Below are 25413 nucleotides of genomic sequence, written 5' to 3' on the forward strand. Positions count from 1 at the left end.
CGAAATGGTGATGTAAAATGAAATAAATGCCGTAATCCATGACCTGGCGATTATGATTGTGCATCGAGGATGCAGAATTATCCTCGTCTCAGAATGGTAATCCCACATAATTCTCCGCGAGCGCCATCGAGGCGGCGCGGGAATGGGTGAGATAGTCGAGCTCCGCCTCCTGGATTTTCTGGTCGAAATCACCGGTATCCGGAAAACGATGCATCATCGTCGTCATCCACCAGGAAAACCGCACGGCTTTCCACACACGGGCGAGCGCCTTATGCGAGTAAGCGTCAATGCCACTATTCGAGCCTTCGCGGTAATGCTCGATCAGCCCGGAGAAAAGGTAATGGACGTCGCTGGCGGCAAGGTTTAATCCCTTGGCCCCGGTCGGCGGGACGATATGGGCAGCGTCGCCGACCAGGAAAAGCCGGCCGAAACGCATCGGTTCGGCAACGAAGGAGCGCAGCGGCGCAATCGATTTCTCGAAGGACGGCGCGGTCGCCAATGCCTCGGCATGATGCGTCGGCAGCCGCCGTCTCAACTCGTCCCAGAAGCGATCGTCGCTCCAGTCATCGATTTTCTCGTCGAGCGTACATTGGATGTAGTAGCGGCTGCGGGTGGCCGAGCGCATCGAACAGAGCGCAAAGCCCCTTGGATGGTTGGCGTAGATCAGTTCATGGCTGACAGGCGCCACGTCGGCAAGGATCCCCAGCCAGCCGAAGGGATAGATCTTCTCGAAACTCCTGATCGCCCGTTCCGGGACGGCCTTGCGGCTGGCGCCGTGAAACCCGTCGCAGCCGGCGATGAAGTCACAATCGATGCGCTTGGCAACACCGTCTTTCACATAGGTGACGAAGGGAGAAGGGCCGTCGAAGTCATGCGGCGCGACGTCGACGGCATCGTAGATCGATAAGGAGCCGCTTTCTTCGCGCCGCTCCATGAGATCGCGCGTCACTTCGGTCTGTCCGTAGACGGTGACGCGCCTGCCGCCGGTCAATTCGTGAAGGTCGATGCGATGGTCGCGTCCGTCGAAGGCCAGCGAGAAACCGTCATGCGGCAGCCCCTCGGCATGCAGCCTCGCGCCTGATCTGGCCTGATCCAACAGCCCGACGGTGCCTTCCTCCAGAACGCCGGCACGAACCCGGCCGAGGATGTAATCCTTGTTCACACGATCGAGGATGACATTGTCGATGCCGGCTTCGGTCAGAAGCTGGCCGAGCAGCAGGCCGGATGGCCCCGAACCGATGATGGCGACCTGAGTTCGCAAATGCTGCCTCCCTGCATTTTTGCGTTTTGTCAGATTCTGCCGTGCCGCGCTTGCCGCAGCAATGGACATGCCGACCTTAAAATTGCACTAATCGAACATTGGTGTCGGCGAAGCCCCACGGAGCCCCATGAGCAGACAGGTCCCTACCTATGAACTCTACGGCGAAAAGACCGGGCGAGAACCGGATTTTTGGGTGCATTGCGAAACAATTCGCTCTCGCAGCAGTTTGCATCACTGGGAGATTCGCCCGCACCGCCACGAGAGTTTCTTTCAGATATTGTACATCGAAAGCGGTTCGGGCGATGCGATTTTCGGCGAAAAGAGCCATGCCATCCGTCCGCCGGCCATCATCACCGTGCCGCCCGGGCTCAATCACGGCTTTCGTTTTTCACGCGATATCGACGGCCTGGTGATCACCCTGTTGAGATCCCATCTCAGCCATCCGCCCGGCGACCGAAGCCAGCTCGGCGAATGGCTGGCGGCGCCGCATCTGACGCCGCTCGATCCCGATCATGCCGAGGCAGCCTATGTCATGCAGACGTTGAGGCGGCTGGGCGACGAATTCGAAAACCGCCGCAGCGGCCGCAATGAGGCGTTGGCCGCCTATGTCGCCCTGGCGCTACGGCTGACGGCAAGGATTTCCCATGAGGGGAATACGCATGAACTTCCGCCCAACGAGAACGAGCGGCGGATGGAAATGCTGAGCGAGCTCATTCAGCAGCATTTTCGATCGCACAAGCCCGCGTCTTTCTATGCCAGAGAGCTTGGGGTTTCGCCGACGCACCTCACTCGCATTGTCCGGTCGATGACCGGCAACACTCCCCACGAACTGATCGCCGGCAAACTCGTCGAAGAGGCGAAACGCCAGCTGGTTTTTACGCTGGGCAGCGTTCAGGAGATCGGGTTTCGGCTCGGCTTTGCCGATCCCGCCTATTTCTCGCGCTTCTTTTTTAAATATACGGGAGAAACGCCGCGGGTCTGGCGCATGAAGGAAAAAGTCCGGCTCGAACATGCGTAGGGTTCCGGCATTCCGGGTGCGACGCGCTCGCGGACAGGCATCCGCGAGGGTCGCCCGGTGGGGATCGCCCTACCAGGCTTCGGCGCCGTCTTCCGTGTTGCGGGCGCGTTCGTCGGCGCGGGTCTCGTATGCCTCGCATTCCCCAGCTGACTTGACGGTATCGGCTGAGCCATCCGGCCGGGCTTCGGGCGTCATGTAGAAGGCGAGCGCCTTTTCCAGCCGGGCGGCGGTGAGCGTGGCAGCGAAACCCTTCATGTCGTTTCCTCGGTCAGGGGCTTAGAGCTTTCCCAAGACACATAGCCTACGATATGGCCATTCTGGAACAGCGCTCCGGTCGTTTTCACCAACTTTAGACGTTGCTTGACATTTGCTACCGCCGGATGGTCTCCGCCGACCAGTTCCGCGCGACTCTGTTTGGTTTTGGCTTCACGCCGTCGGCCATGTCCAGTTCCGCACAATCTCGCTGTAGATGCCTTCGAGATAGGTGTTGGCGACCATGCCCGGCCCGCCATGGCCGGGGCCGCACATGTAGATGATATCGAGGTCGCGGGCGCGGATCAGGCGGTTCAGATGCGCATAGATGAAGTTGAGGCCGGGTGTCGTGCCCCAATGGCCGAGCAGGCGGGGCTTGATGTGCTCTGGTTTCAGCGGCTCGCGCAGCAGCGAATTGGATAGCAGATAGATCTGGCCGATGGAGAGATAATTGGCGGCGCGCCAATAGCGGTCGATCAGAGTGAGTTCGGCATCGGTAAGAGCGGCGGTCGAGACATGCTTTTCCATGGGTTTCTCCCGTTCGAAAATGTCTTCAACGTCAATTCTACCGGCGGATGCCGGCAAGCTGTTAATCTGGATCACCCGCCGCGAAGAAGAGACAGCGCCTCGTCAGCGATGACCTGTTCCTCATCGGTGGCGATGACCTGGGTGGCGATGCGGCTTTCCCTGGTGCTGATCGTAAAATCATTGGCGGCATTGGCCTTTTCGTCGATTGCAAGGCCAAGCCAAGACAGCCGCCTGGCCACGCCGGCGCGGATCTCTGGTTGATGTTCGCCGATGCCGGCGGTGAAGACGATGGCGTCAAGCCCCTTCAGCGTTGCCGCCATGCGGCCGATTTCGCCGGCAATGCGCAGCGTGAAGAGGTCGACCGCCTGGCGCGCCTGCGGCCGGCCGTCCTTCAACAGCTCGCGTGTATCGGCGCTGATGCCGGAGACGCCAAGCAGGCCGGATCGGTGATAGAGCAGGTCTTCGATCTCCTCGAAGGATTGTTTCCTCTGACCGGCCAGATGCAAGATGACGCCGGGATCGAGCCAGCCCGGGCGCGTCGCCATCGGGATGCCATCGAGCGTCGAAAAGCCCATGCTGCAATCGCGGCTGATGCCGCCATCCAATGCACAGAGGCTGGCGCCGCTGCCGAGATGGGCGACGACCACCTTTGCCGCGCGCGGCGCCTTGCGGCGAAGCTCTCCGGCGATGAATTTATAGGAAAGGCCGTGGAAGCCGTAACGCTTGATGCCCTCGTCATGCAGCGCGCGGGGAATGGCGAAGCGGCGAACGAGATCGTCCTGCGTGGCGTGGAAGGCGGTGTCGAAGGAGGCGGTCTGGGCAAGATGCGGTTTCAGATGCTTGAGCGCGCGGATGAAACGCAGCGCCTGCGGTTGGTGCAAGGGCGCAAGCGGGGTCAGCGCATCGATGGCATCGATTGCGGTGGCGTCGAGGGCGATCGCCCTGGTGAAGCGGTCGCCGCCATGGACGACGCGGTGGCCGGCAGCGTGCGCGGCGGTCATGTCGAAATGATCGGCGAGAAGCGCGAAAGTCTCATCGATGACGCCGTGCAGATCTTCTGTCACCTCGGCCTTCATCGGAATCTCGAAGGTCTGCGGCCCTTTCGTCAGGCCGAGCGACAGCGGTTCGGCGCGGAAATCGATCACGCCCTTGCCGATGCGCCGTGCCTTGCCGCCGTCTATCGCGAAGATGCCGATCTTAACGGTCGAGGAGCCGGTGTTGAAGGTCAGCAGCAGGCCGGTCGATGACATGTCTTCTAAGACTCCGCGCGGGTGTGAGATGACCGAACTTAGCGTCGGATGTCCAGGCGGGAAGGATTTATTCGCTCGGGGCGCGCTTTGTTGCTGCATAGACAACCATCGTCCGCCGCTTGGGATCATAACGCGGCATCTTTTATGGAGGCGAGGGTACCAGGCGCATCACCGTCAATATCGTCGGACATCAGTGGCTTACGGGCGGCTCAGTCGGGGCGTCATGAGAGCTTCACGCGGCGGAATTATTAACAAAAGGCAAATTTGCAAACGGAATAAGGAACTATGCCATGGCCGATATTGCCCCTAGCCAGGTTCATAGCGACACGTCCCACCCTCTCCACAGTTCGAATTCGGCCGGCAAGTGGTTCTTGCCGCTGTTTGCGCTCGTTCTGGTCTGCGGCCTTGGATATGTTGCCTATGCACTCGGCCGCGACCTCACGACCGCAGTTGCCGTTCCCTGGATTCTCCTAGGCCTTGCGTTGCTCATCGCGCTCGGCTTCGAGTTCGTCAACGGCTTCCATGATACGGCCAATGCCGTCGCCACCGTAATCTACACCCGCTCCATGCCGGCGGAATTCGCCGTCATCTGGTCCGGCTTTTTCAACTTTCTCGGCGTGCTGACCTCGAGCGGCGCCGTCGCCTTCGGCATTCTGGCCCTGCTGCCGGTGGAATTGATCCTGCAGGTCGGCTCCGGCTCCGGCCTTGCCATGGTTTTCGCGCTGCTGATTGCCGCGATCGTCTGGAACCTGGGCACCTGGTATCTCGGCCTGCCGTCGTCGAGTTCGCATACGCTTGTGGGATCGATCATCGGCGTCGGCCTTGCCAACCAGTTCCTGGCGCCGGCAGGCACTGCGACCAGCGGCGTCGACTGGTCGCAGGCGACCAATATCGGCCTGTCGCTTTTGATCTCGCCGCTGATCGGCTTCGGTCTTTCCGCTGTTCTCCTGCTGGTCATGAAGCTTCTGGTGCGCAACAAGGCGCTCTATGCCGAACCGAAGGGCAACCAGCCGCCGCCGCTCTGGATCCGTGCGATCCTGATCTTCACCTGCACCGGCGTCAGCTTCGCCCACGGCTCCAACGACGGCCAGAAGGGCATGGGCCTCATCATGCTGATTTTGATCGGCCTGGTGCCGACGGCTTTCGCGTTGAACCGCACGCCCGATGTCAACTATCTCGAAGCCTACAAGACGGCATCGGCTCAGGTGGAAACCGCGCTCGGCAAGTATGTGAAGCCGGGTGTTGCTGTCGCAGACTACAAGGCCGAAGTCAGCAACGCCGTCAAGAACAAGACATGGACGGATGCGACGACGCCGGCCCTGCAGCAATATATCCACCAGACGAGTGCCGAAGTCGCCGGCTTCCCGACGCTCGAAGCGGTGCCGACCAATCTCGTCGGCAACGTCCGCAACGACATCTATCTCATCGGCGAGGCGCTGAAGCTGATCGACAAGCAGAAGCTGCTGCCGATGGATGCCGGCGACCTCGGCGCAGTGACGAACTACCATAAGGCGGTCGACAACGCGACGAAGTTCATCCCGCTCTGGGTGAAAGTGGCGGTCGCGATCGCGCTCGGCCTCGGCACGATGGTGGGCTGGAAGCGCATCGTCGTCACCGTCGGCGAGAAGATCGGCAAGACGCATCTGACCTATGGTCAGGGTGCGGCAGCCGAAGTCGTGGCGATGGTCACCATCGCCTCGGCCGATCATCTCGGCTTGCCGGTCTCGACGACGCATGTGCTGTCATCCGGCGTTGCCGGCACCATGGCGGCGAATGGCTCCGGCCTGCAATGGTCGACCGTGCGCAACATGCTGATGGCCTGGGTGCTGACGCTGCCGGCCTCGATCGCGATCGCCTTCGTGCTCTTCGTGATCATGCGTCAGGTTTTTTAGGGCGTCCCGTCAGGCCGTGGAGGCCAGGCTGGCATTGCGATCGCTGATGAAGATGCCCGCCTCGGCGGCGGGCATCGCCTTGCCGAAGAGATAGCCCTGGCCGATGTCGCAGCCGAGCTGCAGCAGGAAGGCGAGCTGGCCGTGCTCCTCGATGCCTTCCGCAGTCGTCTTGATGTTGAGGCTCCTGCCGAGGCCGAGCATGGCGCGGACGATCTTTTCCTGGCGTTCTTCGTCGCGATAGGTGGCGATGAAGCTTTTGTCGATCTTGATCTTGTCGAAACGATAGCGGGCGAGCTGGGCGAGGCTCGAATAACCCGTGCCGAAATCGTCGAGTGCGATCTGGATGCCGGCGGCGTGCAGTTCGTCGAGAATGAGGGCGGCGACGGCGGGATCCTGGATCAGCGCGTTTTCGGTGATCTCCACTTCCAGGCGCTGCGGTGGCAGCCGGCTTGCCGAAAGCACCTTCAGAATGCGCGACGTCAGCAATCTGTCTTCCATCTGCACCGGCGAGACGTTGAAGGACAACGTCACATGCTCCGGCCAGGTGAGGGCGTCGCTGCAGGCCTGGGCAAGAAGATCCTCGAACAATGCGGTGATCATGCCGGTTTCCTCGGCGATATCGATGAAGACCGGCGGCGGGATGTTGACGCCGTCGTCGCCGATCCAGCGCGCCAGCGCCTCGAAGCCGCAGAGCTGGCCGGTCTTCAGGTCGATCAGCGGCTGATAGAAGGGCTTGATCGCCTTGTTGGAGATTGCGGCGCGCAGCCTGGTTTCCAACGCGGCGCGTTCCGTAACTTTGTCCTGCATCGAAGGTTCGAAGACGAAATAATGGTTGGGCCCGCGTGATTTCGCCTCGTACATGGCGAGGTCGGCACGGTGGGCGGCATCTTCCAGCGGTTCGGCTTCCTCGACCCAGCGGTCATAGCCGACGCTAGCGCCGACTTCGACGGCAAAACCATCGATATGGATCGGCCGGGTGACGGCCTGGATCAGCAGCCTGGCAAAACGCTCCTCGCGCTGCGCCGTCAGGGCGAAGGCGACGATGATGAATTCGTCGCCGCCGAAGCGGTAGACGCAATCGGCATTGCCGAGCGCGCAGATGCGTCTGGCAACCTCGATCAACAGGATGTCGCCGCCCTTGTGGCCGACGAGGTCATTGACCTTCTTGAAGCCGTCGAGGTCGACGGAGAAGATGGTGACGTTGCGGTCCCACTCCTCGATCTCCGCCTCGTCGTCCTTGATCGGCCGTGAGAGGATCTTGCGCTCGAAGGCGTAGCGGTTCGGCAGCTTGGTCAGATGGTCGTGGGTTGCGGTCCAATCGGCCTTCGACTGGGCAGTGGCGCGCAGTTCCATTTCCTTACGCAGATCGGCGATGCGCAGGACCGAATAGATGAAGCTCATGGCGCCGGCGATGCCGAGCGCCAGAACGAGCTTGTCGGCGCCGTACTCGCCGAAGCCGATCATGAAGGAGACCAGGCTGTCGTCGAGCTGCAACAGCGTGCCGAGGAGCCAGAGGGTTACCCCAAATCCGACGATCGACACGCATTGCCTTCCGGCCCTGCTTTGGAAAAACACCGGCATTATGCCTTCTCCATCTCCCACCATTCGCGGAGATATCACGAAAGTCTGAATGTTTGTTGAAACCAGAAGGCGAATTATCGGAGGCAGCAGCCTGTTGCTGTGCCGCTGAGAGACCGACGGGCTTGGGGGAATCTGGGCGTCGTCGTGGGCGATCCCGGTTCAGGAGACCAGTCGACGCGGGAAAGAACGAAGGCGAGCGTGCTAATGCATCGCTCGCCCTTTCTCGTGCTTCAGGCGGTGGCGATCAGCAGCGGAACGCTGACGATGAGACCAACCAGAACCGTGACTGTGGCGAGACGCATGAAACGCAGCCGTCGCGTGCGCTCGCCACTCCAATCATATGTCATTCTTCCATCTCCTTGGGACAAGGAAGTAGTCCCCGCGAAACCGGGTTCAACAGAGATGACGCGATTTGCTTGTGCAAGGCTGGATAAGAATCAGCAGTTTCTAATGCTGGAAGCGCAGCGACCAGCGCAGTCCGTTGCTGGTCATGCGAACGATGGCGAGCGGCTCGACGTCGCTCAGCCAGAAAGAGGAGAGCGGCGCCTGAAGCACATGGGCGACAGCCGCCCGGATGACGGCCGCGTGGCTGACGGCGATCACATGGCCGCCGAGGGCGGATTCACTGTCCATCCAGCCGGCGACGCGGGTGCGCAGATCAACAAAGCTCTCGCCGCCATGCGGGGCCGCTTCCGGATCGCTCATCCAGGCCATGAGGTTCTCCGGCTCTTCGGCCTCTATCGCCGCGATCGACCTGCCGGCCCACCGGCCATGGTCGCAGTCACGAAGTGCGAGGTCTATCCTGGCTTCGAGGTGGAGCGCTTCCGCTGTCTGGCGGGCACGCAAAGCGGGGCTCATGGCAATGCGGTCGGCGCGCGGCGGGGCGGCCATTTTGCCGGCTTCTTCCGCCGCCTTGCCTTCCAGCGGTTCGTCGAGCGGGAACAGCGCCTTGCGGTTCGCCGTCGTCGCGCCGTGGCAGATCCAGGTGAGGCGCGTGTTCACGGTCGTTCTGATCTCCCGGAATGCGGCTCCGGCGCCGCGCGTCTTTTCGAGAGGCGCAAGGGACGCTGTAGCAGTTTGAATGGCTCCATAATCTATCCCTGAATCAATTCCGATTTAAGGAATTATGCAGCAGGACGCCTCTCTGCCGGCTTGTGAAGTTTCGTTGACAGTCTCTTCGGCGTGCAGATATAACCGTGCTGTTGCGGGTTTGGAAGCCGGTGTAAGTCCGGCGCGGTCGCGCCACTGTGACCAGCGTGTCGAAAGTTCTTCGCGCTGGAAGTCAGACCCTACTGCACAAGCACTCTTTCGACTGAACGCGTCATTCCCGGAGGAATATATGTCTGACACCACTTTCGCGCCCGTTGCGGTACCGGCGCCGATCCCTGTAGGCGAGATCCTGCCCTGGGCGATCTTTGGCGGCCTGCTGATGCTGATCGTCCTCTATTTCGTCGGCACCGAGGAAGGCGCGATGGCGCTGTTCAACGGCATGTATGTGCACGAATTCGTGCATGACGGCCGCCATCTCCTCGGCTTTCCCTGCCACTAAAGCGCGTCGCGATCTTTCAGATTCGCTCGTCGCGCTTTAGGTTTTCGTTTTTACGCATGTCGTTATCGCAAAACCGCTGCACACTTTTGCGCGACATGCTTTAAGGGAGTTCCTGACATGGTTGGAAACCTTCTGCTTCGCGGCATGCTCGCGGGCCTGATTGCTGGCATCCTCGTTTTCGCTTTCGCCCATACTTTCGGTGAGCCGCTGGTCGATGCGGCGATCGCCTTCGAGGAGGCAAGCGCCCAGGCGGCCGGCGAAGCTGCCGAACCTGAAATCGTCAGTCGCGCCACGCAGGCCGGTCTCGGCCTTTTCACCGGCGTCATGGCCTACAGCGTCGCTGTCGGCGGGCTCTTCGCACTTGCCTTCGCTTTCGTACACGGCCGTTTCAGCAGCCTTTCGGCGCGTGGCACCTCAGCCGTCATCGCCATTGCCGCCTTCGTGGCGATCGTCATCGTTCCCAGTATCAAGTATCCGGCCAACCCGCCGGCGGTGGGCAATCCCGACACGATCGGCGTCAGGACCGAGTTGTTCTTCCTGATGATCGTCGTCTCGCTCGCAGCCCTGATTGCCGCGGTGGCGCTGTCTCGCCGCCTTTCCGAGCGCTTCGGTCTCTGGAACGGCGCGATCATCGCCGGCATTGTCTATCTCGTCTGCATCGGCGTCGTGCTCTATCTGCTGCCGCCGATCAACGAGGTGCCGGAGAACTTCTCGGCGATGGTGCTCTGGCGGTTCCGCACGACCTCGCTTGGCATGCATGTGATCCTCTGGGCAGCCTTGGGGCTGGCCTTCGGAGCGCTTGCCGAAAAGCGGCTTGCAGTTAAGGGCGGGCAACGAGGTCGGCCGGCAACGGCATTTCACTGAAAGCGTCGAAGGGCGCCGCTTTGCCGGCGCCCTGAACTTTGGGAGCTAGCCCGACTTTTTCGAGCGAGTATGAAAAGCAGCAGAACCACACCAATCCTGTCGGCGGCGTTAATCACGGCCGCCTTTTTGTGTGTGGTTGCCGGAAGCGCTTCTGCTCATAGCCGTAGCGATGGCGGCAGCCATGCGGGCCTCAATATCCCCGAGATTTCCCATGGCGAGATGGCTGTCATGTCTGACTATCGCAGTGGGATTATCGACCTTGCATCCCGCGCAGTCGATACGAACGAGCCGTTCCGGCGCGTTCTGAACTATGCCGAAATCCAGTATTCCTACTGCCTATGGGGCCGGATGCCGGGCAGTGTGACCGATGAGCAAAGCCCGTTCAACGAATGCGCCCATGCCTATCTCGCGGCGGCCAAGGCGGTCTTGCTTTCGATGCGTGAGATGCCGCGGGAGAGAGCTGCGGCGGATGAAATTATTTCCGCGGTCGATGCCGATATGGTGCGGCGCGGTCTTGCGCTCATCACCTGTCGATTCAGCGGCGAGGCCTTCAACACCGCTGACATCATCAAGCCACGCTGGAGCGGGATACCATTCCATGCCGCCAGCATGGCGTCGATGACGGGGCTTGCCTCCTTGTTCGGCCTTGGCGTGTTTGCGCTTCGCCGTTTCTCGCGGCCGAAAGCTCAATCGTCGGAATAGCGCTGCTCGCGCCAGGGATCGCCATAGATGTGATAACCGTTCTTTTCCCAGAAGCCGGCCTGGTCGGCGGGCATCAGCTCGATGCGGCGCAGCCATTTGGCGCTTTTCCAGAAATAGAGATGCGGCACGACGAGGCGCATCGGGCCGCCGTGATCCGGTGTCAGCGGCAGGCCTTCCCAAGCGGTGGCAAGGATCGCATCCTCGGCGGCGAAATCGGCCAGCGGCAGGTTGGTGGTATAGCCGTCATAACTTGTCAGCATGACGTAAGCCGCTTCGGGCTTGGGCATGGCGAGATCAAGCAGATCGCGCGTCGAAACGCCCTTCCATTTGTTGTCGTAGCGCGACCACGTGGTGACGCAGTGGATGTCGCTGACCTTGGTGCTCTGCTCGATCGCCTGAAAGGCGGCCCAGGTGAGGGTGAGCGGCGTTTCGATAAGGCCGCGCACGTCAAGCCGCCAGGGATCTGTGGAGACAACAGGCTGCTGGCCGAGATCGAGCACCGGCCAGTTCTTGACAAGGTGCTGGCCGGGCGGCAGGCGCTCGGCTTCGGGACGGCTGATGCGGCCGGTCAGGAACTTGCCCTCGGCCGCCCAACGGCGCTTGGATATGGTGAGCTTGCTGTCGGCGGGCGTCTGGTCGTCGCTCATGGGCGGGGCCTCCTTGCGGTGCAGCAATAGGACATCCGCCCCTGCCGGGTGTCAAGTTTCGGCAGGCCCTTGGAAATCCCTGTCCACCCCATAGAGCGCCGCGCGTCCGGCAGGGAGCGCTAAGGACGCTCTATCACTTTGAATTGGCGCATAATCCTTTCCGAAAATCGATTCCGATTTTCGGGGTTATGCGTTAACTTGAGCCGTCGGGTATGCCTCGCTGGGGAGTGGAGGCAGAAAGGGGAGGAGCCGGATCTGTCTTCGAGATATCGTGCGATAGCGGCTTTGCTGGTGGTGCCGCTGATCATCTTCGCCTTCTTCACTTATGGGAGCGCGATTGCGACGCGCGCCTATATGGAGGAGGCTTCGGCACAGGCAGGAACGGCGCTGCGGCTTGCCGTTTCGGCACTCAGCGGCCATCTCAACCGCTACGAGGCGCTGCCGGCGCTGATCGCCGATCACGACGACATCAAGGAATTGGTGAGCGCGCCCGAGGATGCGGCGCTGCGCGATGCGGCTAATCTCTATCTCAAGGAGATCAACGGGCTGCTGAAATCCTCTGACATCTATGTGGTCAAGCCGGATGGAGAGACGATCGCTGCCAGCAATTACGATGGGCCCGGAAGCTTCGTTGGACAGAATTTCAGCTACAGGCCCTATTTCCAGGATGCGATCGAAGGCCGGCAGGCGCGCTTCTACGCGCTCGGCACCACCTCGTTGAAACGCGGCTATTATTTCGCTGCGCCGATCCGGACCGGTGCGGATATTCGCGGCGTCATCGTCTTCAAGGTCGATATTGATATGATCGAATCCTCCTGGGGCGGCGGCGAATACAAGATCTTCGTCTCCGATCCCGAGGGCATCATCTTCATGTCCGGCAGCCCGGAATGGCTTTACGGCGCGATCCTGCCGCTGACGGCGGACCGCATCGCACGCACGGAGGCCTCGCGGCGCTATGCCAATGCCAGGCTGGCGGCGCTGCCAGTGACGCGACATCACTTCGAGCAGCATGAGCTGATGACGCTGGCCGGCGAGCGCGACTCGAGCGAATATCTGGTGCTCTCGCATTATATGCCGGCCGAGGACTGGACGGTGAACGTGCTGATGGAGACGAGTTCCATCCGCGCCCAGGCGCGCACGGCGCTTGCCGCCGTGTTTCTTATTCTCTGCATTGCAGGGCTTACGGTGGCCGTCCTTCGCCAGCGGCGGGCGCGGCTTGCCGAGCGCATGCAGTTGCAAGCGGAGGCCCGCAACGAACTGGAACAGCGCGTCGAGGAGCGCACGGCCGATCTTGCGCGCGTCAACAGCCGCATCGAGGAGGAGATCGCCGAACGGCGGCTGACCGAACAGCAGCTCCGCCAGACACAAGCCGACCTCATCCAGGCGGGCAAGCTTGCCGGCCTCGGGCAGATGTCGGCTGCCCTTTCGCACGAGTTCAACCAGCCGCTCGCCGCCGCCAAGACCTATACGGACAGTGCCTCCGTCCTCATCGACCGTGGGCGGACGGAGGAGGCGCGGGATAATATCCGGCGGATCGGTGGGCTGATCGACCGCATGGCTGCGATCAGCCGGCACCTGCGCAACTTCGCCCGCAAGCCGAACGAGAAGCTCGGGTCGGTGTCTCTCGACGAGGCGATGCATGATACGCTCGAGATCATTGCCTGGCGGCTGAAGGCGGCGGACGCCGAACTCCTGCTGGATCTCGGGCCGCGTCCGCCGGTTGTGCGCGCCGGTTCGGTGCGTCTGCAGCAGGTGCTGGTGAATGTGATTTCCAACGCGGCCGATGCGGTGGAAGGGCTGGATGACAGACGCATCGAGGTTTCGGCCTTCGAGGAGGCCGGCAAGGTGGTGCTGACAGTGCGGGACCATGGGCCCGGCGTGCCGGCGGCGATCGCCGAGCGTATCTTCGATCCCTTCTTCACGACAAAGGGTGTCGGCAAGGGGCTCGGCCTCGGGCTTTCGATCTCCTACAACATCATCAAGGATTTCGGCGGCAGCCTTGCTGCTGCCAATCATCCCGAAGGGGGGGCGGTGTTCCGCATCGAGCTGCAATCGGCGGCAGGGCTGATGCCGGAGGCGGCGGAATGAACGATGCGAAGATCCTGCTGGTCGACGACGAGGAGGAACTGCGCCGCTCGACGGCGCAGGCGCTGGAGCTCTCCGGCTTCAGCGTCGAGACCTATTCGAACGGCGATCATGTGCTGGAGCTGATCGGCTACAGCTTCCCCGGCGTGGTCGTCAGTGACATCCGCATGCCGGGCATCGACGGCATGACGCTGATGCAGAAGATCCGCGAGCTCGACCCGGAGGTGCCGGTCATTCTCGTCACCGGGCACGGCGATGTGCAGCTTGCGGTGAAGGCGATGCGCGAAGGCGCCTATGATTTCATCGAGAAGCCGTTCACGCCCGAGATGCTCGCCGGCGTCATCCGCCGGGCGATGGAGCGGCGCGGCCTCGTGCTCGAAAACCGGCTGTTGAAAGCGGTCGCCGGCAAGCGCGACGATATCGAGGCGCGGCTGCCGGGTCGCACGCAGGTGATGGTGGATTTGCGCTACCGCATCCGGGCGATCGGGGCGAGCGATGCCGATACGCTTATCGTCGGAGAAACGGGTGCCGGCAAGGAGGTTGTGGCGCGTGCGCTCCACGACATCAGCGCTCGGGCGAGCCGGCCGTTTATCGCGATCAATTGCGCCGCACTGCCCGCAAACCTGATCGAGAGCGAGCTTTTCGGCCATGAGGTGGGGGCCTTTCCGGGTGCGGTGAGGCCGCGTTACGGAAAATTCGAACATGGGCGCGGCGGCACGATCCTGCTCGATGAGATCGGCTCAATGCCCTTCGACCTGCAGGCGAAGTTTCTGCGGGTGCTGCAGGAACGGGTAATCTCACGGCTCGGATCGAACGAAGTGGTGGCGCTCGACGTGCGCTTCATCGCGACGAGCAAGGTCGATCTGGAGGCGGAGGTGGCGGCGGGGCGTTTTCGCGCCGACCTCTTCTATCGGCTGAATGTCGCGACGCTGCACGTGCCGTCGCTGTCGCAGCGGCGGGCGGATGTTCCGCTGCTTTTCCTGCAGCTGGTGCGGGAAGCGGCGGCCCGCTATGGCCGCGACGAGATGGCCGTGCCGCCGGACGTGATCTCCGATATCGCTCAGCGCGACTGGCCCGGCAATGTGCGTGAATTGAGGAACGCCGCAGACCGTCTGGTCCTCGGTCTCGACAATGGCGGGCGCCAAGCCGAGGAGGCGACCGGGCTTGCTGAGCGTGTCGCCGAATTCGAACGAGGGGTCATTGCCAGCGCGCTGGTGGCCCATGGAGGCAGCCTCAGGCCGGTCTATGAGTCGCTCGGCATTTCCCGGAAGACGCTCTACGAAAAGATGCAGAAATATGGTCTCGACAAGCGGATGCTGACCACCGAAAGTTAGCCATTTTCGGAAGGAGCATGCTTTTCGAAGTGACGATTTCGGCGGCTGGCCGCGCATTCTCTCCAACCTCAAGGCGCTGATCGAGCCCGGCGAAGTGGTACTGCCTCAGAAAAGTAAGGGTGTGGCTACAGTGTGATGGGTGGATTTCCACCCATCGCACTGCCTGTTTGTTTCCGAATCGACCCATGCTGCATCGCACTGTCGCAAAATCGTCTTTCGAAAGCGGCTGGAATGATTGCGGGTCGATTTTTCCCGGCGGCAAATAGGTGATCCGAACCGGCGCGGAGGATGTGTCGGCGGGCTTGCTTATTTCATCAGGGAGGAAACGATGAAAATTCTGAAGGCCATGCTCGGCCTGACCGCGGCTGCCGCGGTCTCTGTTCTCGCCAGCGTCGCTTCGGCGCAGACCTATCCCGAGCGCACCATCACCATGGTCGTGCCCTTTGCGGCCGGCGGCCCCACCGATACCGTCGCGCGCCTGGTCGCCGAATCCATGTCGAAGGATCTCGGCCAGCAGATCGTCGTCGAAAATGTCGGTGGCGCGGGCGGCACGCTCGGCGCCGGCCGCGTGGCGAATGCCGATCCCGACGGTTATACCATCCTGCTGCACCATATCGGCATGGCGACCAGCGCCACGCTCTACCGCAAGCTTGCCTATGACACGCTCGGCGCCTTCGACTATGTCGGCCTCGTCACCGAGGTGCCGATGACGATCGTTGCCCGCAAGGACATGGAGCCGGCCGACCTCAAGGGGCTGATCGATTACATCAAGGCCAATAAGGACAAGGTAACGGTCGCCAATGCCGGAATCGGTGCGGCCTCGCATCTCTGCGGCATGATGTTCATGAGCGCCATCCAGACGCCGCTGACGACCGTTCCCTACAAGGGCACCGGCCCTGCCATGACCGATCTGCTCGGCGGCCAGGTCGACGTCATGTGCGACCAGACGACCAACACGACGAAGCAGATCCAGGGCGGCACGATCAAGGCCTATGCCGTGACCTCGCCCAAACGCCTCGACGTAATGAAGGACATTCCGACTGCCGTCGAAGCCGGCCTGCCGGGTTTCGAAGTCGGTATCTGGCACGGCATCTATACGCCGAAGGGCACGCCGGCTGAGATCAACGAACGTCTGTCGAAGTCGCTGCAGGTGGCGCTGAAGGATCCGAATGTCGGCGCCCGCTTCGCTGAGCTCGGCACGACGCCATCCTCCGACGCTGATGCGACGCCGGCTGCGCTGAAAGCCAAGCTCGAGAGCGAGATCGCCCGCTGGAAAACCGTGATCGAGGCTGCCGGCGAATATGCCGACTGAGGATTATCCTCGTCCAGGATATGCCGGATGAGCCCTTCACTCTAACCCTCTCCCTGCATGCGGGGAGAGGGTGCCGGCAGGCGGATGAGGGGCAATCGCATCAGCAGCGCATCACGAACCATCTCCAACCCCAGGAGACACCATGAAATCCATCAGTTTCGATACCACCAATGCGATCTGCGGCGCGCTTTTCGTCGTGACCGGTGCTTTCTTCGCCATTCAGTCGCTGGGGCTCGACCTCGGCACGACAGTGCGCATGGGGCCTGGTTATTTTCCCCTGGTGCTTGCCGGCGTGCTCGTGCTTCTCGGCGCGATCATCTTCATTCAGGCTCTCCGCGTAGAGGGCGAGCCGATCGACCCGTTTGCCTGGCGCGGCATGCTCTTCATTCTGCCGGCACCGGTGTTCTTCGGCTTGACGGTGCGGGGGCTGGGTTTTGCGCCGTCACTGTTCTTCACCGCCTTCATCGCCTGCTTCGCATCGCAAAAGATGAACCTGTTCTTCGCGATCATCCTCTCGCTGCTGCTGACGATCTTTTCGGTGGCGGTCTTCAGCTACGGGCTCGGCTTGCCGTTCGAGCGCTTCGGCCCCTGGGTCCGGTTCTAGGAGACGATGATGGATCTTTTCAGCAATCTCGCGCTCGGCTTTGCGACGGCCGGAACTCCGGAAAACCTGTTCTTCTGCCTGATCGGCGTGCTGCTCGGCACGCTGATCGGCGTGCTGCCCGGCATCGGCGCCACGGCGACGATCGCCATGCTCTTGCCAATCACCTTCCAGCTCGAGCCGGTCTCCTCGCTCATCATGCTCGCCGGCATCTATTACGGCGCGCAGTATGGTGGTTCCACGACGGCGATCCTGATCAACATGCCGGGCGAATCCTCTTCGGCCGTCACCGCGATCGACGGTTACCAGATGGCCCGCAAGGGCAGGGCGGGGGCAGCGCTTGCGATCGCGGCGCTCGGCTCGTTCTTCGCCGGCACCGTGTCGACCTTTCTCGTCGCGATCTTCGCGCCACCGCTCACCGCAATCGCGCTGCAATTCGGTTCAGCGGAATATTTCTCGCTGATGATCGTCGGTCTCGTTTCCTCGATCGCTCTTGCGCATGGTTCTGTCGTCAAGGCGCTGGCGATGGTGGCGCTCGGGCTGCTGCTCGGCCTCGTCGGCACCGACATCTATACCGGCACGCCGCGCTTCACGCTCGGCATCCGCGAATATGCCGATGGGCTGAACTTCGTGGCGCTCGCCGTCGGTGTCTTCGGGGTGGCGGAAATCCTGCGCAATCTCGAGGGCGAGTCGACACGCACGGTGCTGATGGCCAAGGTGTCCGGCCTTTTGCCGTCCCGCCAGGAATTCAAGGAGATGATCGCGCCGGTCATTCGCGGTACGGCGATCGGTTCGGCGCTCGGCATCCTGCCGGGCGGTGGCGCCATCCTTGCCTCCTTCGCCTCCTATACGGTGGAAAAGCGGATGTCGAAGACGCCGGAGGAGTTCGGCAAGGGTGCGGTTGCCGGCGTCGCAGGGCCGGAATCGGCAAACAATGCCGGTGCGCAAACCTCGTTCATTCCGCTCCTGACGCTCGGCATTCCGGCCAATCCCGTCATGGCGCTGATGATCGGCGCAATGATCATCCAGGGCATCGTGCCCGGTCCGAACGTCGCCACCGAGCAGCCGGCGCTGTTCTGGGGCATCATCGCCTCGATGTGGATCGGCAACCTGATGCTGGTCATCCTCAACCTGCCGCTGATCGGGCTCTGGGTGAAGCTCTTGACCGTGCCTTACTACGTGCTCTTCCCCGTCATCATGGCTTTCTGCTCGATCGGGGTCTACAGCGTCAACGCCAACGTCTACGATCTCTATGCCGTCGCCTTCTTCGGGCTCATCGGCTATGTGCTGGCAAAGCTTCGTTGCGAACCGGCGCCGCTCTTGCTCGGCTTCGTGCTTGGGCCGCTACTCGAAGAGAACCTCCGGCGCGCCATGATCCTGTCGCGTGGTGATCCGACGACCTTCGTCACGCGGCCGATCAGTGCCATTCTTCTGGCCATTGCGGTTGCCGTGCTGATCGTCGTCTTCCTGCCGAGCGTCAAGAAGAAGCGCGAGGAGGTGTTCGTCGAGGAGGCGTAGAGCATGATGCCGAAAAGTGTGAGCGGTTTTCGGACGACATCATGCTCTAACTCTTTAATTGAGAACAGGATTCAGATTTTTGGCCCGGCCTAAAATCATCCTGTTCTGGGGTTGAACTTGTGGGCCGTTTGATAAACAAAGAATGATCTGATGCGGGCGCCGGTTGGGCGCCCGTTTCGCATGACAGGATATCCAGGCCCCAGGACCATTGCCCGATGAGCATTCCCGCCCGGATCAAGGACGATCTGCCGTTTCTGACCTCCCTGCGCCGCGACCTGCACGCGCATCCCGAACTCGGTTTCGAGGAGGAGCGTACCGCCGGCATCGTCGCGAGGCTTCTCGAAGAAGCTGGTATCACGGTGCATCCCGGCCTCGGCGGCACCGGCGTGGTCGGCACGCTACAGCTCGGCAACGGCTCGCGCAGGATCGGGCTGCGTGCCGATATGGATGCGCTTGCCATGCCTGAAATGGCAGAGCGGCCTTATAAATCGACCGCGCCCGGCAAGATGCATGCCTGCGGCCATGACGGCCATACGGCGATGCTCCTCGGCGCTGCGCGGCATCTTGCTGCGACGCGGAATTTTTCCGGCACGGTGCATTTCATCTTCCAGCCGGCCGAAGAAGGGCGAGGCGGAGCAAGGCGCATGGTCGAGGAGGGGCTGTTTAAGCTTTTTCCCTGCGATGCCGTCTACGGGCTGCATAACATGCCTGGGCTTGCGGTCGATGAGATCGCCGTGGTCGAGGGACCGCAGCTTGCCTCCTCCGACAGCTGGCGCATGACCTTCCGCGGGACCGGCACACATGGCGCCAAGCCACATCTCGGCCGCGATCCGATCACGGCCGCCGGCACATTCCTGTCATCGCTGCAGACGATCGTCGGACGGGTGGTCGATCCGCTGCAGCCGGCCGTCGTCAGCGCCTGTTTCCTGCGGGCGGGCGACCCGAAGGCGCTGAACGTCATTCCTGATATCGTCGAGATCGGCGGGACGGCGCGGGCCTATTCGTCTGATGTGCGTAATCAGCTGGAGACCGAGATCGGACGACTGGCGCAGGGTAGTGCAGCTATGTACGACATCACCGTGGACTATGCATTCGAACGGCGGATTCCGCCTGTCATCAATGACGCGGATGCGACCATGCGGGCGCTCGCGGCGGCCGGCTCGGTGTTTGGCGGGAAGGTGCAGACAAGTTTTCCGCCGTCGACGGCGGGCGACGATTTCGCCTTTTTCGCCCAGAATGCGCCGGGCTGTTACGTCTGGCTCGGCAACGGCCCGGCGGTGGACGGCGCGCTGCATCACAACACGGCTTATGATTTCAACGATGAAGCGCTTGGTTATGGGGCGGCTTACTGGGTGGCGTTGGTCGAGCGGGAATTGAAGGTCTAGCTGGAGTTTGAGGTGGCGGGACGCACGCCCCTTTGTATAGGGTCTGTGCGTCTCGGCTTACATAACCTCCAGCACCGGACTCTCAAGCACTTTCCCCGTCACCACATCGGCAATTCCCCGATCCGTCTGGTGCGGGCCGGCATTGCAGGCGAGCGTTGCGCCGAAGCAGGCCTTGAAGACCCGATAGGGTGGTTTCCAGTCGACAATCTTTTCCATGGCCTTGCGGATGCCGACGAAGGCCAAGGCGGTCTCCTTCAGCGATGCATCCGTCACCAGGCCGGAGAGCGGCAGCCGCAGGATCGCCTCGATTCGGCCGTCCGTGGCGACCGCCATGCCGCCGCCGGCTGATATGACGGCGTTGGCGGCGAGCGTCATGTCGCGCGCGTTGCCGCCAAAGACGGTGAGGTTGTGGCTGTCATGCGAAACAGTGGTACAGAAGGCGCCGCGCCATTCACCCCAGCCGGTGAGGAAGCCGATACGCGGGGTACCATCGGCTTTGCCGTGGCGATGGGCGACGGCGATCATGGCGCTGCCGGCCGGCGGAACGACGAAACCGTCCCTGACCTCGGTTTCGGCCTCGCCCCATTGCGTGAAGCGCGGGCGGTCGATGGTGGCGACGCGGACGCGCTCGCCCTTCGCCGGAATGCGGAAATCATTCTCAGTCAGCGGCGGCAGCTTCACCGAATTGACAAGCGGCGCCGTATCAATCTGCTGGACGGCAGCCTGCATGCTGCCGTTGCGGGCAGCGATGCGGCCACCTGATATGACCAGCCGTGCCCGGAATTCCATGAGGTCGTCGAAGAGCACAATGTCGGCGCGGCGGCCGGCGGCGACAAGGCCGAGATCGGTGCGCTTCAGACGTTGTGCGGCATTGAAAGTCGCGGCACGGATGGCCCATTCCGGCTTCATGCCGTAGCGCACCAAGCGCCTGATGACGTCGTCGAGGCCACCATCTTCCTGGAGTTCGTCGGGAAAGACGTCGTCAGTGCAGAGCGTGACGGTCGGAGGCAGGTGACCGAGACCGTTCAGCACATCGACGAACTCCTTCAGCAGATGGTCGTGCGAGCCGCGCAGCTCGATCGTCAGGCCGGCGGTAAGCTTGGCGAGGAGATCGGCACCGGAGGTAAGTTCGTGGTCGGAGGTGATGCCCGATGCCATGAAGGCGTTGAGATCGGCGCCTTCGAGGCCGCGGGCATGGCCGCAGACGAGCTTGCCGGCGGCGAGGCCGGCATTGACGATGGCCGCCATGCGCGGATCGCCGTCGATGACGCCGCGCATGTTCATCACTTCGGCGATGCCGTCGACGGCGGAGGAGCGCAGCATCTCGGCGACGACGGAGGCATCGAAATCGGCGCCGGCAAGTTCCAGGCCCGGTGCGGAGGGCACGCAGGAGGGCGCGAGCAGGATCATGCGCAGCGGCAGGCAGCGCGCCGCCTCGATCGCCCAGCGCACGCCGTCGAGCCCGTGGACGTTGCCGAATTCATGCGGATCCCAGACGATCGTGGTGACGCCGCGCGGCAGGACGGCGCTTGCATATTCGGCCGGTGTCACCATCGAACTTTCGACATGCATGTGCGTGTCGATCAGGCCGGGCGTCATGATGCTGCCCGAGGCATTGATGATCTCGACGGCATCCGTGCGGCTTGCCGGGGCATGGACGCTTGATATCAGCGCGCCGACGAGGCCGACATCGGCTTCCCGGATTAGGCCTGTCACCGCATCGAGCAACCGGCCACCGGTGATCAGCATGTCGAAAGGGGCGTCGCCGCGCGCAGCAGCGACGGCGCGGGCGCGCAAGGCGGGATCATTGAGATCGGCGGGTTCTTGACGAGGGATGGCGGTCATTTGCGGGCCTCGTTGACCAAAGCGGCGAGAATGATGACACGCGCCATGTCGGCATCGATGTCGGCGGCGAATTGGGCATTGAAGGTCGCATGCGTGGCGCGGGTCTCGACGACGGTGCGGCCACGGGTGAGGGCACCCTGCAGCTCGACGTCAATACGCGCGGGGCGGAAGCTGACGATATCTGGAGTGACGAAGGCGACCGCGGCGGAAGGGTCGTAGATCGCCATGGCTGGGCGGCCGCGGCTGGTGCCGATGCGGATATAACCCGAAAACATATCGGCGATGAGTTCGGCATTGACACCGCCGGCATGGCGCACCGGCTCGGCATCCTCGGGTCTTGCCAGCACCTTGCGGCAGAGGTCGAGATCGACCATGCGCAGCGGCAAGCCGTGGGCGATGACGATCGACAGGGCTTCGGGATCGGCGAGCGCATTGAATTCGGCGGAGGCCGTATGGTTGCCTGATGTGACGCCGCCGCCCATCCAGACGAGTTCGGTGATACGGGCGGCAAGATCGGGTCGGGCAAGCGCCACGGCAGCGATGTTGGTGAGCGGGCCGAGCGCCAGGATGCGGTGCTGGCCTTTGCGCTCCAGCCAGCGGCAGAGTGCTGCGAAGGCATCGCTTTCGGCAAGGGCAGCCGCCTGCGGCAGGCTCTTGCCTGATGTCGGGATGCCGGTTTCGCCAAGGATCGCCTGAGCGGTTTCGAGCTTGCCGAGAACAGGCATGGCGCGACCCGTGTGGATGGGGAATTTCCAGCCGAAGGCACTGGCTGCACCTGCGGCATTCATTCTCACCTGCGGCAACGGCGTATTGCCGAAGACCAGTGATACGCCGTCGATCTCGAATTCAGACTGCACGACCACCAGAATGGCGGCGATATCGTCGAAACCCATGTCTGTGTCGATCCAGACGCCCATGATTTCACCCGGACCGTTTGAGGGTTGCCGCGCCGGCAACCGGCAGATCGAAGGCGAGCGCGGTATCGAGGAGGAGTGCTGCCGAGGCAATGAAGGCTTTTTTCATCTTACATGTTCTCCATCTCTGAAGTCTTTTGTGCCGGTTTCGCAGGCCCGGATGATTGGCGGACGATCAGCTGCATGGCGACGCGTTCAATCTTCGCGGTAACGAGCACGCCCTCCCGGATGCCGCTTGTTTTTATCGTATCCACCAGCGCCGACACGGCAATTTCGGCAATCCTCTCGATGTCCATCCGGACCGTAGTCAGCGACGGCGTAACAACAGGCGACCAGATGAGGTCATCGAAGCCGGTGACACTGACATCGGCGGGAATGTTGATGCCAGCCTGCTGCAACTCCGTCAGTGCCCGCAACGCGTGCAGGTCGGAGAGGGCTGCGAAGGCGGTGAAACCCTGCCTGACTTTTTCGGCGAGGCCGAGCGGGCAGCCAATGCCGTTCTCCTGCTCCAGCCGGTCGATCCACAGGGTTTCCGAATGCATGCCCGGGCGCATACCGGAGCGGATGCCGCCGGTGCGGTCATTCTGAACGTTGGATTCCTGGTTGTTGCCGATGATGAGAACACGGCGATGGCCGAGACCCGCGAGGTGGCCGGCGATTTCGAACCCGCCCTGCCAGTGGTCGGCAGCAACGGTGTTTCCAGGCGTCGAGGGAGTGTCAATGATGGCGACCGGACAGGCAGCGGCTGAAATGCGGGTGGCGCGGCGGGGAATGATGACCATGCCGTCGACGCCGCGCTCGACCAGCCGGTTGATCGCCTCGGTCTGGGCGGCGACATCGCCGCGGGAATCGGCGATCAGCACGCCGTAACCGGCGGCGGAGGCTGCGAATTCGATCGCCTGGGCGATCTTCGGGAATAGCGGGTTAGCGATATCGGGCAGCACCAGGCCGAGAACGCCGCTGCGGCCGGTCCGCAACGCCCGGCCGGCCTGGCTCGGGACGTAACCCAATTCGGCTGCGTGCTCGCGGATTCGTTCGACCAGTTGGCCGGAGACCCGCCCCTTGCCGGAAAGAGCGTTGGAGACCGTCGCGACGGAGACGCCGAGCGACGTCGCAATCCTGCTGAGGTTCGGTCCCGGGCGCGATGGAGGCATATTTGGGGCGTTCTGATTAAACGATTAATCAAGGCCATACATCAGCTCTTTCTGCTTGTCGATTCTAAATTCATCCTCTGCGCAATTATCTGGCGGCGGAATTCAGCGGCTACGAAAAAGCCCCGCGAGATGATCGCGGGGCTCAGTATTTCCAGAAAGGTCAAACGCCGGTCAGCTCTTGGCGGGCTTCACTGGCGCGGTGGTTTTGCCGCCGGGGGCGAAACCGCCGCCGATCGCGATGTTCAGCGAGACATAGTCTTTGGCCATCTGCTGGACGGATGCGGCAAGGCTTGCCTGGGCGAGCGAAACCTGGCGCTGCGCGTCAAGAACGTCGAGCAGCGAGGAGGCGCCGTCCTTGTAGGATGCTGTGGAAAGTTCGAGCGTTTCCTGCGTGGTCTTCACCTGGGCCTGAAGTGCCGCGACCGTTTGAGCGTCACGCCGGACGGCCGAAAGTGCGTTTTCGACCTGCTCGACCGCGGTCAACACCGTCGACTTCCAGTTGAGATAGGCGGTCGCGGCATCGGACTGTGCCGACTTGACGTTGGCGCGAAGGCGGCCACCATCGAAGATCGGCAGGTTGAGCGTCGGGCCGAAGGACCAGGGCGTCAGGCCGCCATGGATGCCACGCTGATTGATGTAGGACGGCGAGATCGAGCCGCTAAGCGAGATGCTCGGATAAAGCTGCGCCTGGGCAACGCCGATATTGGCTGTTGCGGCGGCAAGATCACGTTCCGCGACGCGGATGTCCGGGCGATTGCGGATCAGGTCGGCCGGGATGCCGGAGGTGATGCCGCCGCGGAATACCGGCTGACCGGAGCCCTTCAGCAATTCATCGACAAGAGCCGAAGCCGGCAGGCCGAGCAGCGTGGCGATGTGATGGGCTGATATGCGGATGTTGGTTTCAAGGCCCGGAATTTCGGCGAGCGTCGACTGGACGAGACCTTCGGCCTGAACGACATCAAGACGCGACGCGGCGCCGGCTTCAAGCTGGAACTTGGTAAGTTCGTAGGTTTCCTGGCGAGACTTCAAGTTGGCCTTCGAAAGCGCCAGGCGCTGCTGATAGAAGCGAACGTCGATATAGCTCGAGACAAGGTCCTGAATGAGGGTCAGCCTGGCAACGTCAGCCGATGCGTAAGCGGAATCGAGCGAGGCAAGCGCGCTCTCCGTATTGCGCTTGTAAAGCCCGAATAGATCGAGCAGCCAGCTCAGCTGGACGTCGCCGGCACTGGTGTTGCGCGTGTCGAGCTGCGTGCGCAGCTCGCCCTTCTGGCCGCTGACCGTTTGCGAGGCGCCGACCGTCAGGCTCGGCAGGCCGCCGGCGCCGGCGGTGGTGACGTTTGCGGAAGCTGCATTGATTCTTTCGATCGCCTGCTGAACTGTCAGGTTCTGATCGAGGCCGGCCTTGACGTAGCCGTTCAGTCTTGAATCCTTGAAGGCGGTCCACCATGCTGCAGTAGCAACATCGCCATCACTCTTGGTCCCACCCTCTCCGAATTTGGCGGGCAGCGGCATCTCAGGAGGAACATGATCCGGGCCCACAACGCAGCCCGACAATAATAACAATAATGCCGGTGTGGCAAAACGAAGAGATACCATTCATTTCATCCTGTACTCGAGCAAGTCAATTCTTGTCCAAAGCTTCATGCTTCACTATCGGCCGCCGCGCCTCGTTCTACCAAAAACACCATTCCGAAGCAGTCGGGCGCAATGTAGCAACGGCA

Annotated in this window: 21 protein-coding genes and 1 pseudogene; 11 read left to right on the top strand and 11 right to left on the bottom strand. The window is 62.2% G+C overall.

From position 1 onward, the window contains the following. Window positions 1-88 precede the first annotated feature (88 nt). Window positions 89-1261: a 4-hydroxybenzoate 3-monooxygenase gene (gene pobA / locus BS629_RS12660; protein WP_026188515.1), complete on the bottom strand. Its 1173-nt coding sequence runs from the start codon at window positions 1259-1261 to the stop codon at window positions 89-91. 127 nt (window positions 1262-1388) lie between these two features. On the opposite strand from pobA, the gene BS629_RS12665 reads away from it, so the two are divergent. Further along, entirely contained in the window at window positions 1389-2279 is an 891-nt protein-coding gene (locus BS629_RS12665) for a helix-turn-helix domain-containing protein (RefSeq protein WP_018243419.1), read from the top strand. Window positions 2280-2348: 69 nt separating this feature from the next. On the opposite strand, the gene BS629_RS12670 is transcribed toward BS629_RS12665, so the two are convergent. The 3 genes and pseudogenes from BS629_RS12670 to BS629_RS12680 form a co-directional block, all read right to left on the bottom strand. Further along, complete coding sequence (locus tag BS629_RS12670; protein WP_018243418.1) at window positions 2349-2534, bottom strand: hypothetical protein; 186 nt, start codon at window positions 2532-2534, stop codon at window positions 2349-2351. A 201-nt stretch (window positions 2535-2735) separates the two neighbouring features. After that, a pseudogene (locus BS629_RS12675) lies at window positions 2736-3059 on the bottom strand (phosphoketolase family protein); the annotation flags it as partial. Between the two features lie 71 nt (window positions 3060-3130). After that, entirely contained in the window at window positions 3131-4309 is a 1179-nt protein-coding gene (locus tag BS629_RS12680; protein ID WP_018243416.1) for an acetate/propionate family kinase, read from the bottom strand. A gap of 290 nt (window positions 4310-4599) precedes the next feature. Here BS629_RS12680 and BS629_RS12685 point away from each other — a divergent pair, with 290 nt between their 5' ends. After that, window positions 4600-6201, top strand: coding sequence for an inorganic phosphate transporter (locus tag BS629_RS12685; RefSeq protein ID WP_018243415.1), 1602 nt, complete (start codon window positions 4600-4602; stop codon window positions 6199-6201). A gap of 9 nt (window positions 6202-6210) precedes the next feature. Here the strand turns inward: BS629_RS12685 and BS629_RS12690 are convergent, their stop codons facing one another. Both BS629_RS12690 and BS629_RS12695 read right to left on the bottom strand, forming a co-directional pair. Then, window positions 6211-7782 (bottom strand): putative bifunctional diguanylate cyclase/phosphodiesterase, encoded by a 1572-nt coding sequence (locus BS629_RS12690; protein WP_018243414.1) that lies wholly within the window; start codon window positions 7780-7782, stop codon window positions 6211-6213. Between the two features lie 447 nt (window positions 7783-8229). Next, window positions 8230-8784, bottom strand: a complete 555-nt coding sequence (locus tag BS629_RS12695; protein ID WP_018243412.1) for a histidine phosphatase family protein — start codon at window positions 8782-8784, stop codon at window positions 8230-8232. Window positions 8785-9121: 337 nt separating this feature from the next. Between BS629_RS12695 and BS629_RS12700 the strand changes: the two genes are divergently transcribed. The 3 genes from BS629_RS12700 (at window position 9122) to BS629_RS12710 (ending at window position 10897) form a co-directional block, all read left to right on the top strand. Further along, window positions 9122-9331 carry a CbtB domain-containing protein gene (locus BS629_RS12700; RefSeq protein WP_003542661.1) on the top strand — a complete coding sequence of 70 codons (210 nt, stop codon included), beginning with the start codon at window positions 9122-9124 and terminating at the stop codon, window positions 9329-9331. Between the two features lie 117 nt (window positions 9332-9448). Next, window positions 9449-10195, top strand: a complete 747-nt coding sequence (locus BS629_RS12705) for a CbtA family protein (protein WP_018243411.1) — start codon at window positions 9449-9451, stop codon at window positions 10193-10195. 69 nt (window positions 10196-10264) lie between these two features. Next, window positions 10265-10897 carry a hypothetical protein gene (locus BS629_RS12710; RefSeq protein ID WP_018243410.1) on the top strand — a complete coding sequence of 211 codons (633 nt, stop codon included), beginning with the start codon at window positions 10265-10267 and terminating at the stop codon, window positions 10895-10897. Here BS629_RS12710 and BS629_RS12715 read toward each other — a convergent pair. Further along, window positions 10882-11544, bottom strand: coding sequence for a sulfite oxidase-like oxidoreductase (locus BS629_RS12715; protein ID WP_018243409.1), 663 nt, complete (start codon window positions 11542-11544; stop codon window positions 10882-10884). The genes BS629_RS12710 and BS629_RS12715 overlap by 16 nt on opposite strands. A gap of 291 nt (window positions 11545-11835) precedes the next feature. Here BS629_RS12715 and BS629_RS12720 point away from each other — a divergent pair, with 291 nt between their 5' ends. The 6 genes from BS629_RS12720 (at window position 11836) to BS629_RS12745 (ending at window position 19779) form a co-directional block, all read left to right on the top strand. Beyond that, window positions 11836-13632, top strand: coding sequence for a sensor histidine kinase (locus BS629_RS12720; RefSeq protein ID WP_315855463.1), 1797 nt, complete (start codon window positions 11836-11838; stop codon window positions 13630-13632). Beyond that, a complete protein-coding gene (locus BS629_RS12725) occupies window positions 13629-14963 on the top strand; it encodes a sigma-54-dependent transcriptional regulator (RefSeq protein WP_011653327.1) in 1335 nt (444 codons plus the stop codon). Before BS629_RS12720 ends, BS629_RS12725 begins: the two co-directional genes overlap by 4 nt. Before the next feature lie 328 nt (window positions 14964-15291). Then, window positions 15292-16275: a tripartite tricarboxylate transporter substrate-binding protein gene (locus BS629_RS12730; protein ID WP_018243407.1), complete on the top strand. Its 984-nt coding sequence runs from the start codon at window positions 15292-15294 to the stop codon at window positions 16273-16275. Between the two features lie 142 nt (window positions 16276-16417). Next, entirely contained in the window at window positions 16418-16879 is a 462-nt protein-coding gene (locus BS629_RS12735) for a tripartite tricarboxylate transporter TctB family protein (RefSeq protein WP_018243406.1), read from the top strand. A gap of 9 nt (window positions 16880-16888) precedes the next feature. Further along, on the top strand, window positions 16889-18394 hold the full coding sequence (locus tag BS629_RS12740; RefSeq protein WP_018243405.1) for a tripartite tricarboxylate transporter permease: 1506 nt from the start codon (window positions 16889-16891) through the stop codon (window positions 18392-18394). A 215-nt stretch (window positions 18395-18609) separates the two neighbouring features. Next, entirely contained in the window at window positions 18610-19779 is a 1170-nt protein-coding gene (locus BS629_RS12745; RefSeq protein WP_018243404.1) for a M20 aminoacylase family protein, read from the top strand. Window positions 19780-19836: 57 nt separating this feature from the next. On the opposite strand, the gene BS629_RS12750 is transcribed toward BS629_RS12745, so the two are convergent. From BS629_RS12750 to BS629_RS12765, 4 genes are all read right to left on the bottom strand, one after another. After that, window positions 19837-21624, bottom strand: coding sequence for an adenine deaminase (locus BS629_RS12750; protein WP_018243403.1), 1788 nt, complete (start codon window positions 21622-21624; stop codon window positions 19837-19839). Continuing rightward, the gene (locus BS629_RS12755; RefSeq protein ID WP_026188514.1) at window positions 21621-22541 is read right to left on the bottom strand and encodes a nucleoside hydrolase; all 921 of its coding nucleotides are present in this window, start codon (window positions 22539-22541) and stop codon (window positions 21621-21623) included. Before BS629_RS12755 ends, BS629_RS12750 begins: the two co-directional genes overlap by 4 nt. Window positions 22542-22648: 107 nt before the next feature. Further along, entirely contained in the window at window positions 22649-23692 is a 1044-nt protein-coding gene (locus BS629_RS12760) for a LacI family DNA-binding transcriptional regulator (RefSeq protein WP_018243400.1), read from the bottom strand. A gap of 171 nt (window positions 23693-23863) precedes the next feature. Beyond that, window positions 23864-25288: an efflux transporter outer membrane subunit gene (locus BS629_RS12765; protein WP_018517646.1), complete on the bottom strand. Its 1425-nt coding sequence runs from the start codon at window positions 25286-25288 to the stop codon at window positions 23864-23866. Window positions 25289-25413 lie beyond the last annotated feature (125 nt).

The sequence above is a fragment of the Rhizobium leguminosarum bv. viciae USDA 2370 genome (assembly GCF_002008365.1).
In the GTDB taxonomy this organism is placed as follows: domain Bacteria; phylum Pseudomonadota; class Alphaproteobacteria; order Rhizobiales; family Rhizobiaceae; genus Rhizobium; species Rhizobium leguminosarum.

What these genes read in the sequence shown, in the direction of transcription:
- BS629_RS12665 (WP_018243419.1), top strand. Translation starts at nt 1,389, where the DNA reads ATGAGCAGACAGGTCCCTACCTATGAACTCTACGGCGAAAAGACCGGG.
- BS629_RS12670 (WP_018243418.1), bottom strand. Translation starts at nt 2,534, where the DNA reads ATGAAGGGTTTCGCTGCCACGCTCACCGCCGCCCGGCTGGAAAAGGCG.
- BS629_RS12680 (WP_018243416.1), bottom strand. Translation starts at nt 4,309, where the DNA reads ATGTCATCGACCGGCCTGCTGCTGACCTTCAACACCGGCTCCTCGACC.
- BS629_RS12685 (WP_018243415.1), top strand. Translation starts at nt 4,600, where the DNA reads ATGGCCGATATTGCCCCTAGCCAGGTTCATAGCGACACGTCCCACCCT.
- BS629_RS12690 (WP_018243414.1), bottom strand. Translation starts at nt 7,782, where the DNA reads ATGCCGGTGTTTTTCCAAAGCAGGGCCGGAAGGCAATGCGTGTCGATC.
- BS629_RS12700 (WP_003542661.1), top strand. Translation starts at nt 9,122, where the DNA reads ATGTCTGACACCACTTTCGCGCCCGTTGCGGTACCGGCGCCGATCCCT.
- BS629_RS12705 (WP_018243411.1), top strand. Translation starts at nt 9,449, where the DNA reads ATGGTTGGAAACCTTCTGCTTCGCGGCATGCTCGCGGGCCTGATTGCT.
- BS629_RS12710 (WP_018243410.1), top strand. Translation starts at nt 10,265, where the DNA reads ATGAAAAGCAGCAGAACCACACCAATCCTGTCGGCGGCGTTAATCACG.
- BS629_RS12715 (WP_018243409.1), bottom strand. Translation starts at nt 11,544, where the DNA reads ATGAGCGACGACCAGACGCCCGCCGACAGCAAGCTCACCATATCCAAG.
- BS629_RS12725 (WP_011653327.1), top strand. Translation starts at nt 13,629, where the DNA reads ATGAACGATGCGAAGATCCTGCTGGTCGACGACGAGGAGGAACTGCGC.
- BS629_RS12730 (WP_018243407.1), top strand. Translation starts at nt 15,292, where the DNA reads ATGAAAATTCTGAAGGCCATGCTCGGCCTGACCGCGGCTGCCGCGGTC.
- BS629_RS12735 (WP_018243406.1), top strand. Translation starts at nt 16,418, where the DNA reads ATGAAATCCATCAGTTTCGATACCACCAATGCGATCTGCGGCGCGCTT.
- BS629_RS12740 (WP_018243405.1), top strand. Translation starts at nt 16,889, where the DNA reads ATGGATCTTTTCAGCAATCTCGCGCTCGGCTTTGCGACGGCCGGAACT.
- BS629_RS12745 (WP_018243404.1), top strand. Translation starts at nt 18,610, where the DNA reads ATGAGCATTCCCGCCCGGATCAAGGACGATCTGCCGTTTCTGACCTCC.
- BS629_RS12750 (WP_018243403.1), bottom strand. Translation starts at nt 21,624, where the DNA reads ATGACCGCCATCCCTCGTCAAGAACCCGCCGATCTCAATGATCCCGCC.
- BS629_RS12755 (WP_026188514.1), bottom strand. Translation starts at nt 22,541, where the DNA reads ATGGGCGTCTGGATCGACACAGACATGGGTTTCGACGATATCGCCGCC.
- BS629_RS12760 (WP_018243400.1), bottom strand. Translation starts at nt 23,692, where the DNA reads ATGCCTCCATCGCGCCCGGGACCGAACCTCAGCAGGATTGCGACGTCG.
- BS629_RS12765 (WP_018517646.1), bottom strand. Translation starts at nt 25,288, where the DNA reads ATGGTATCTCTTCGTTTTGCCACACCGGCATTATTGTTATTATTGTCG.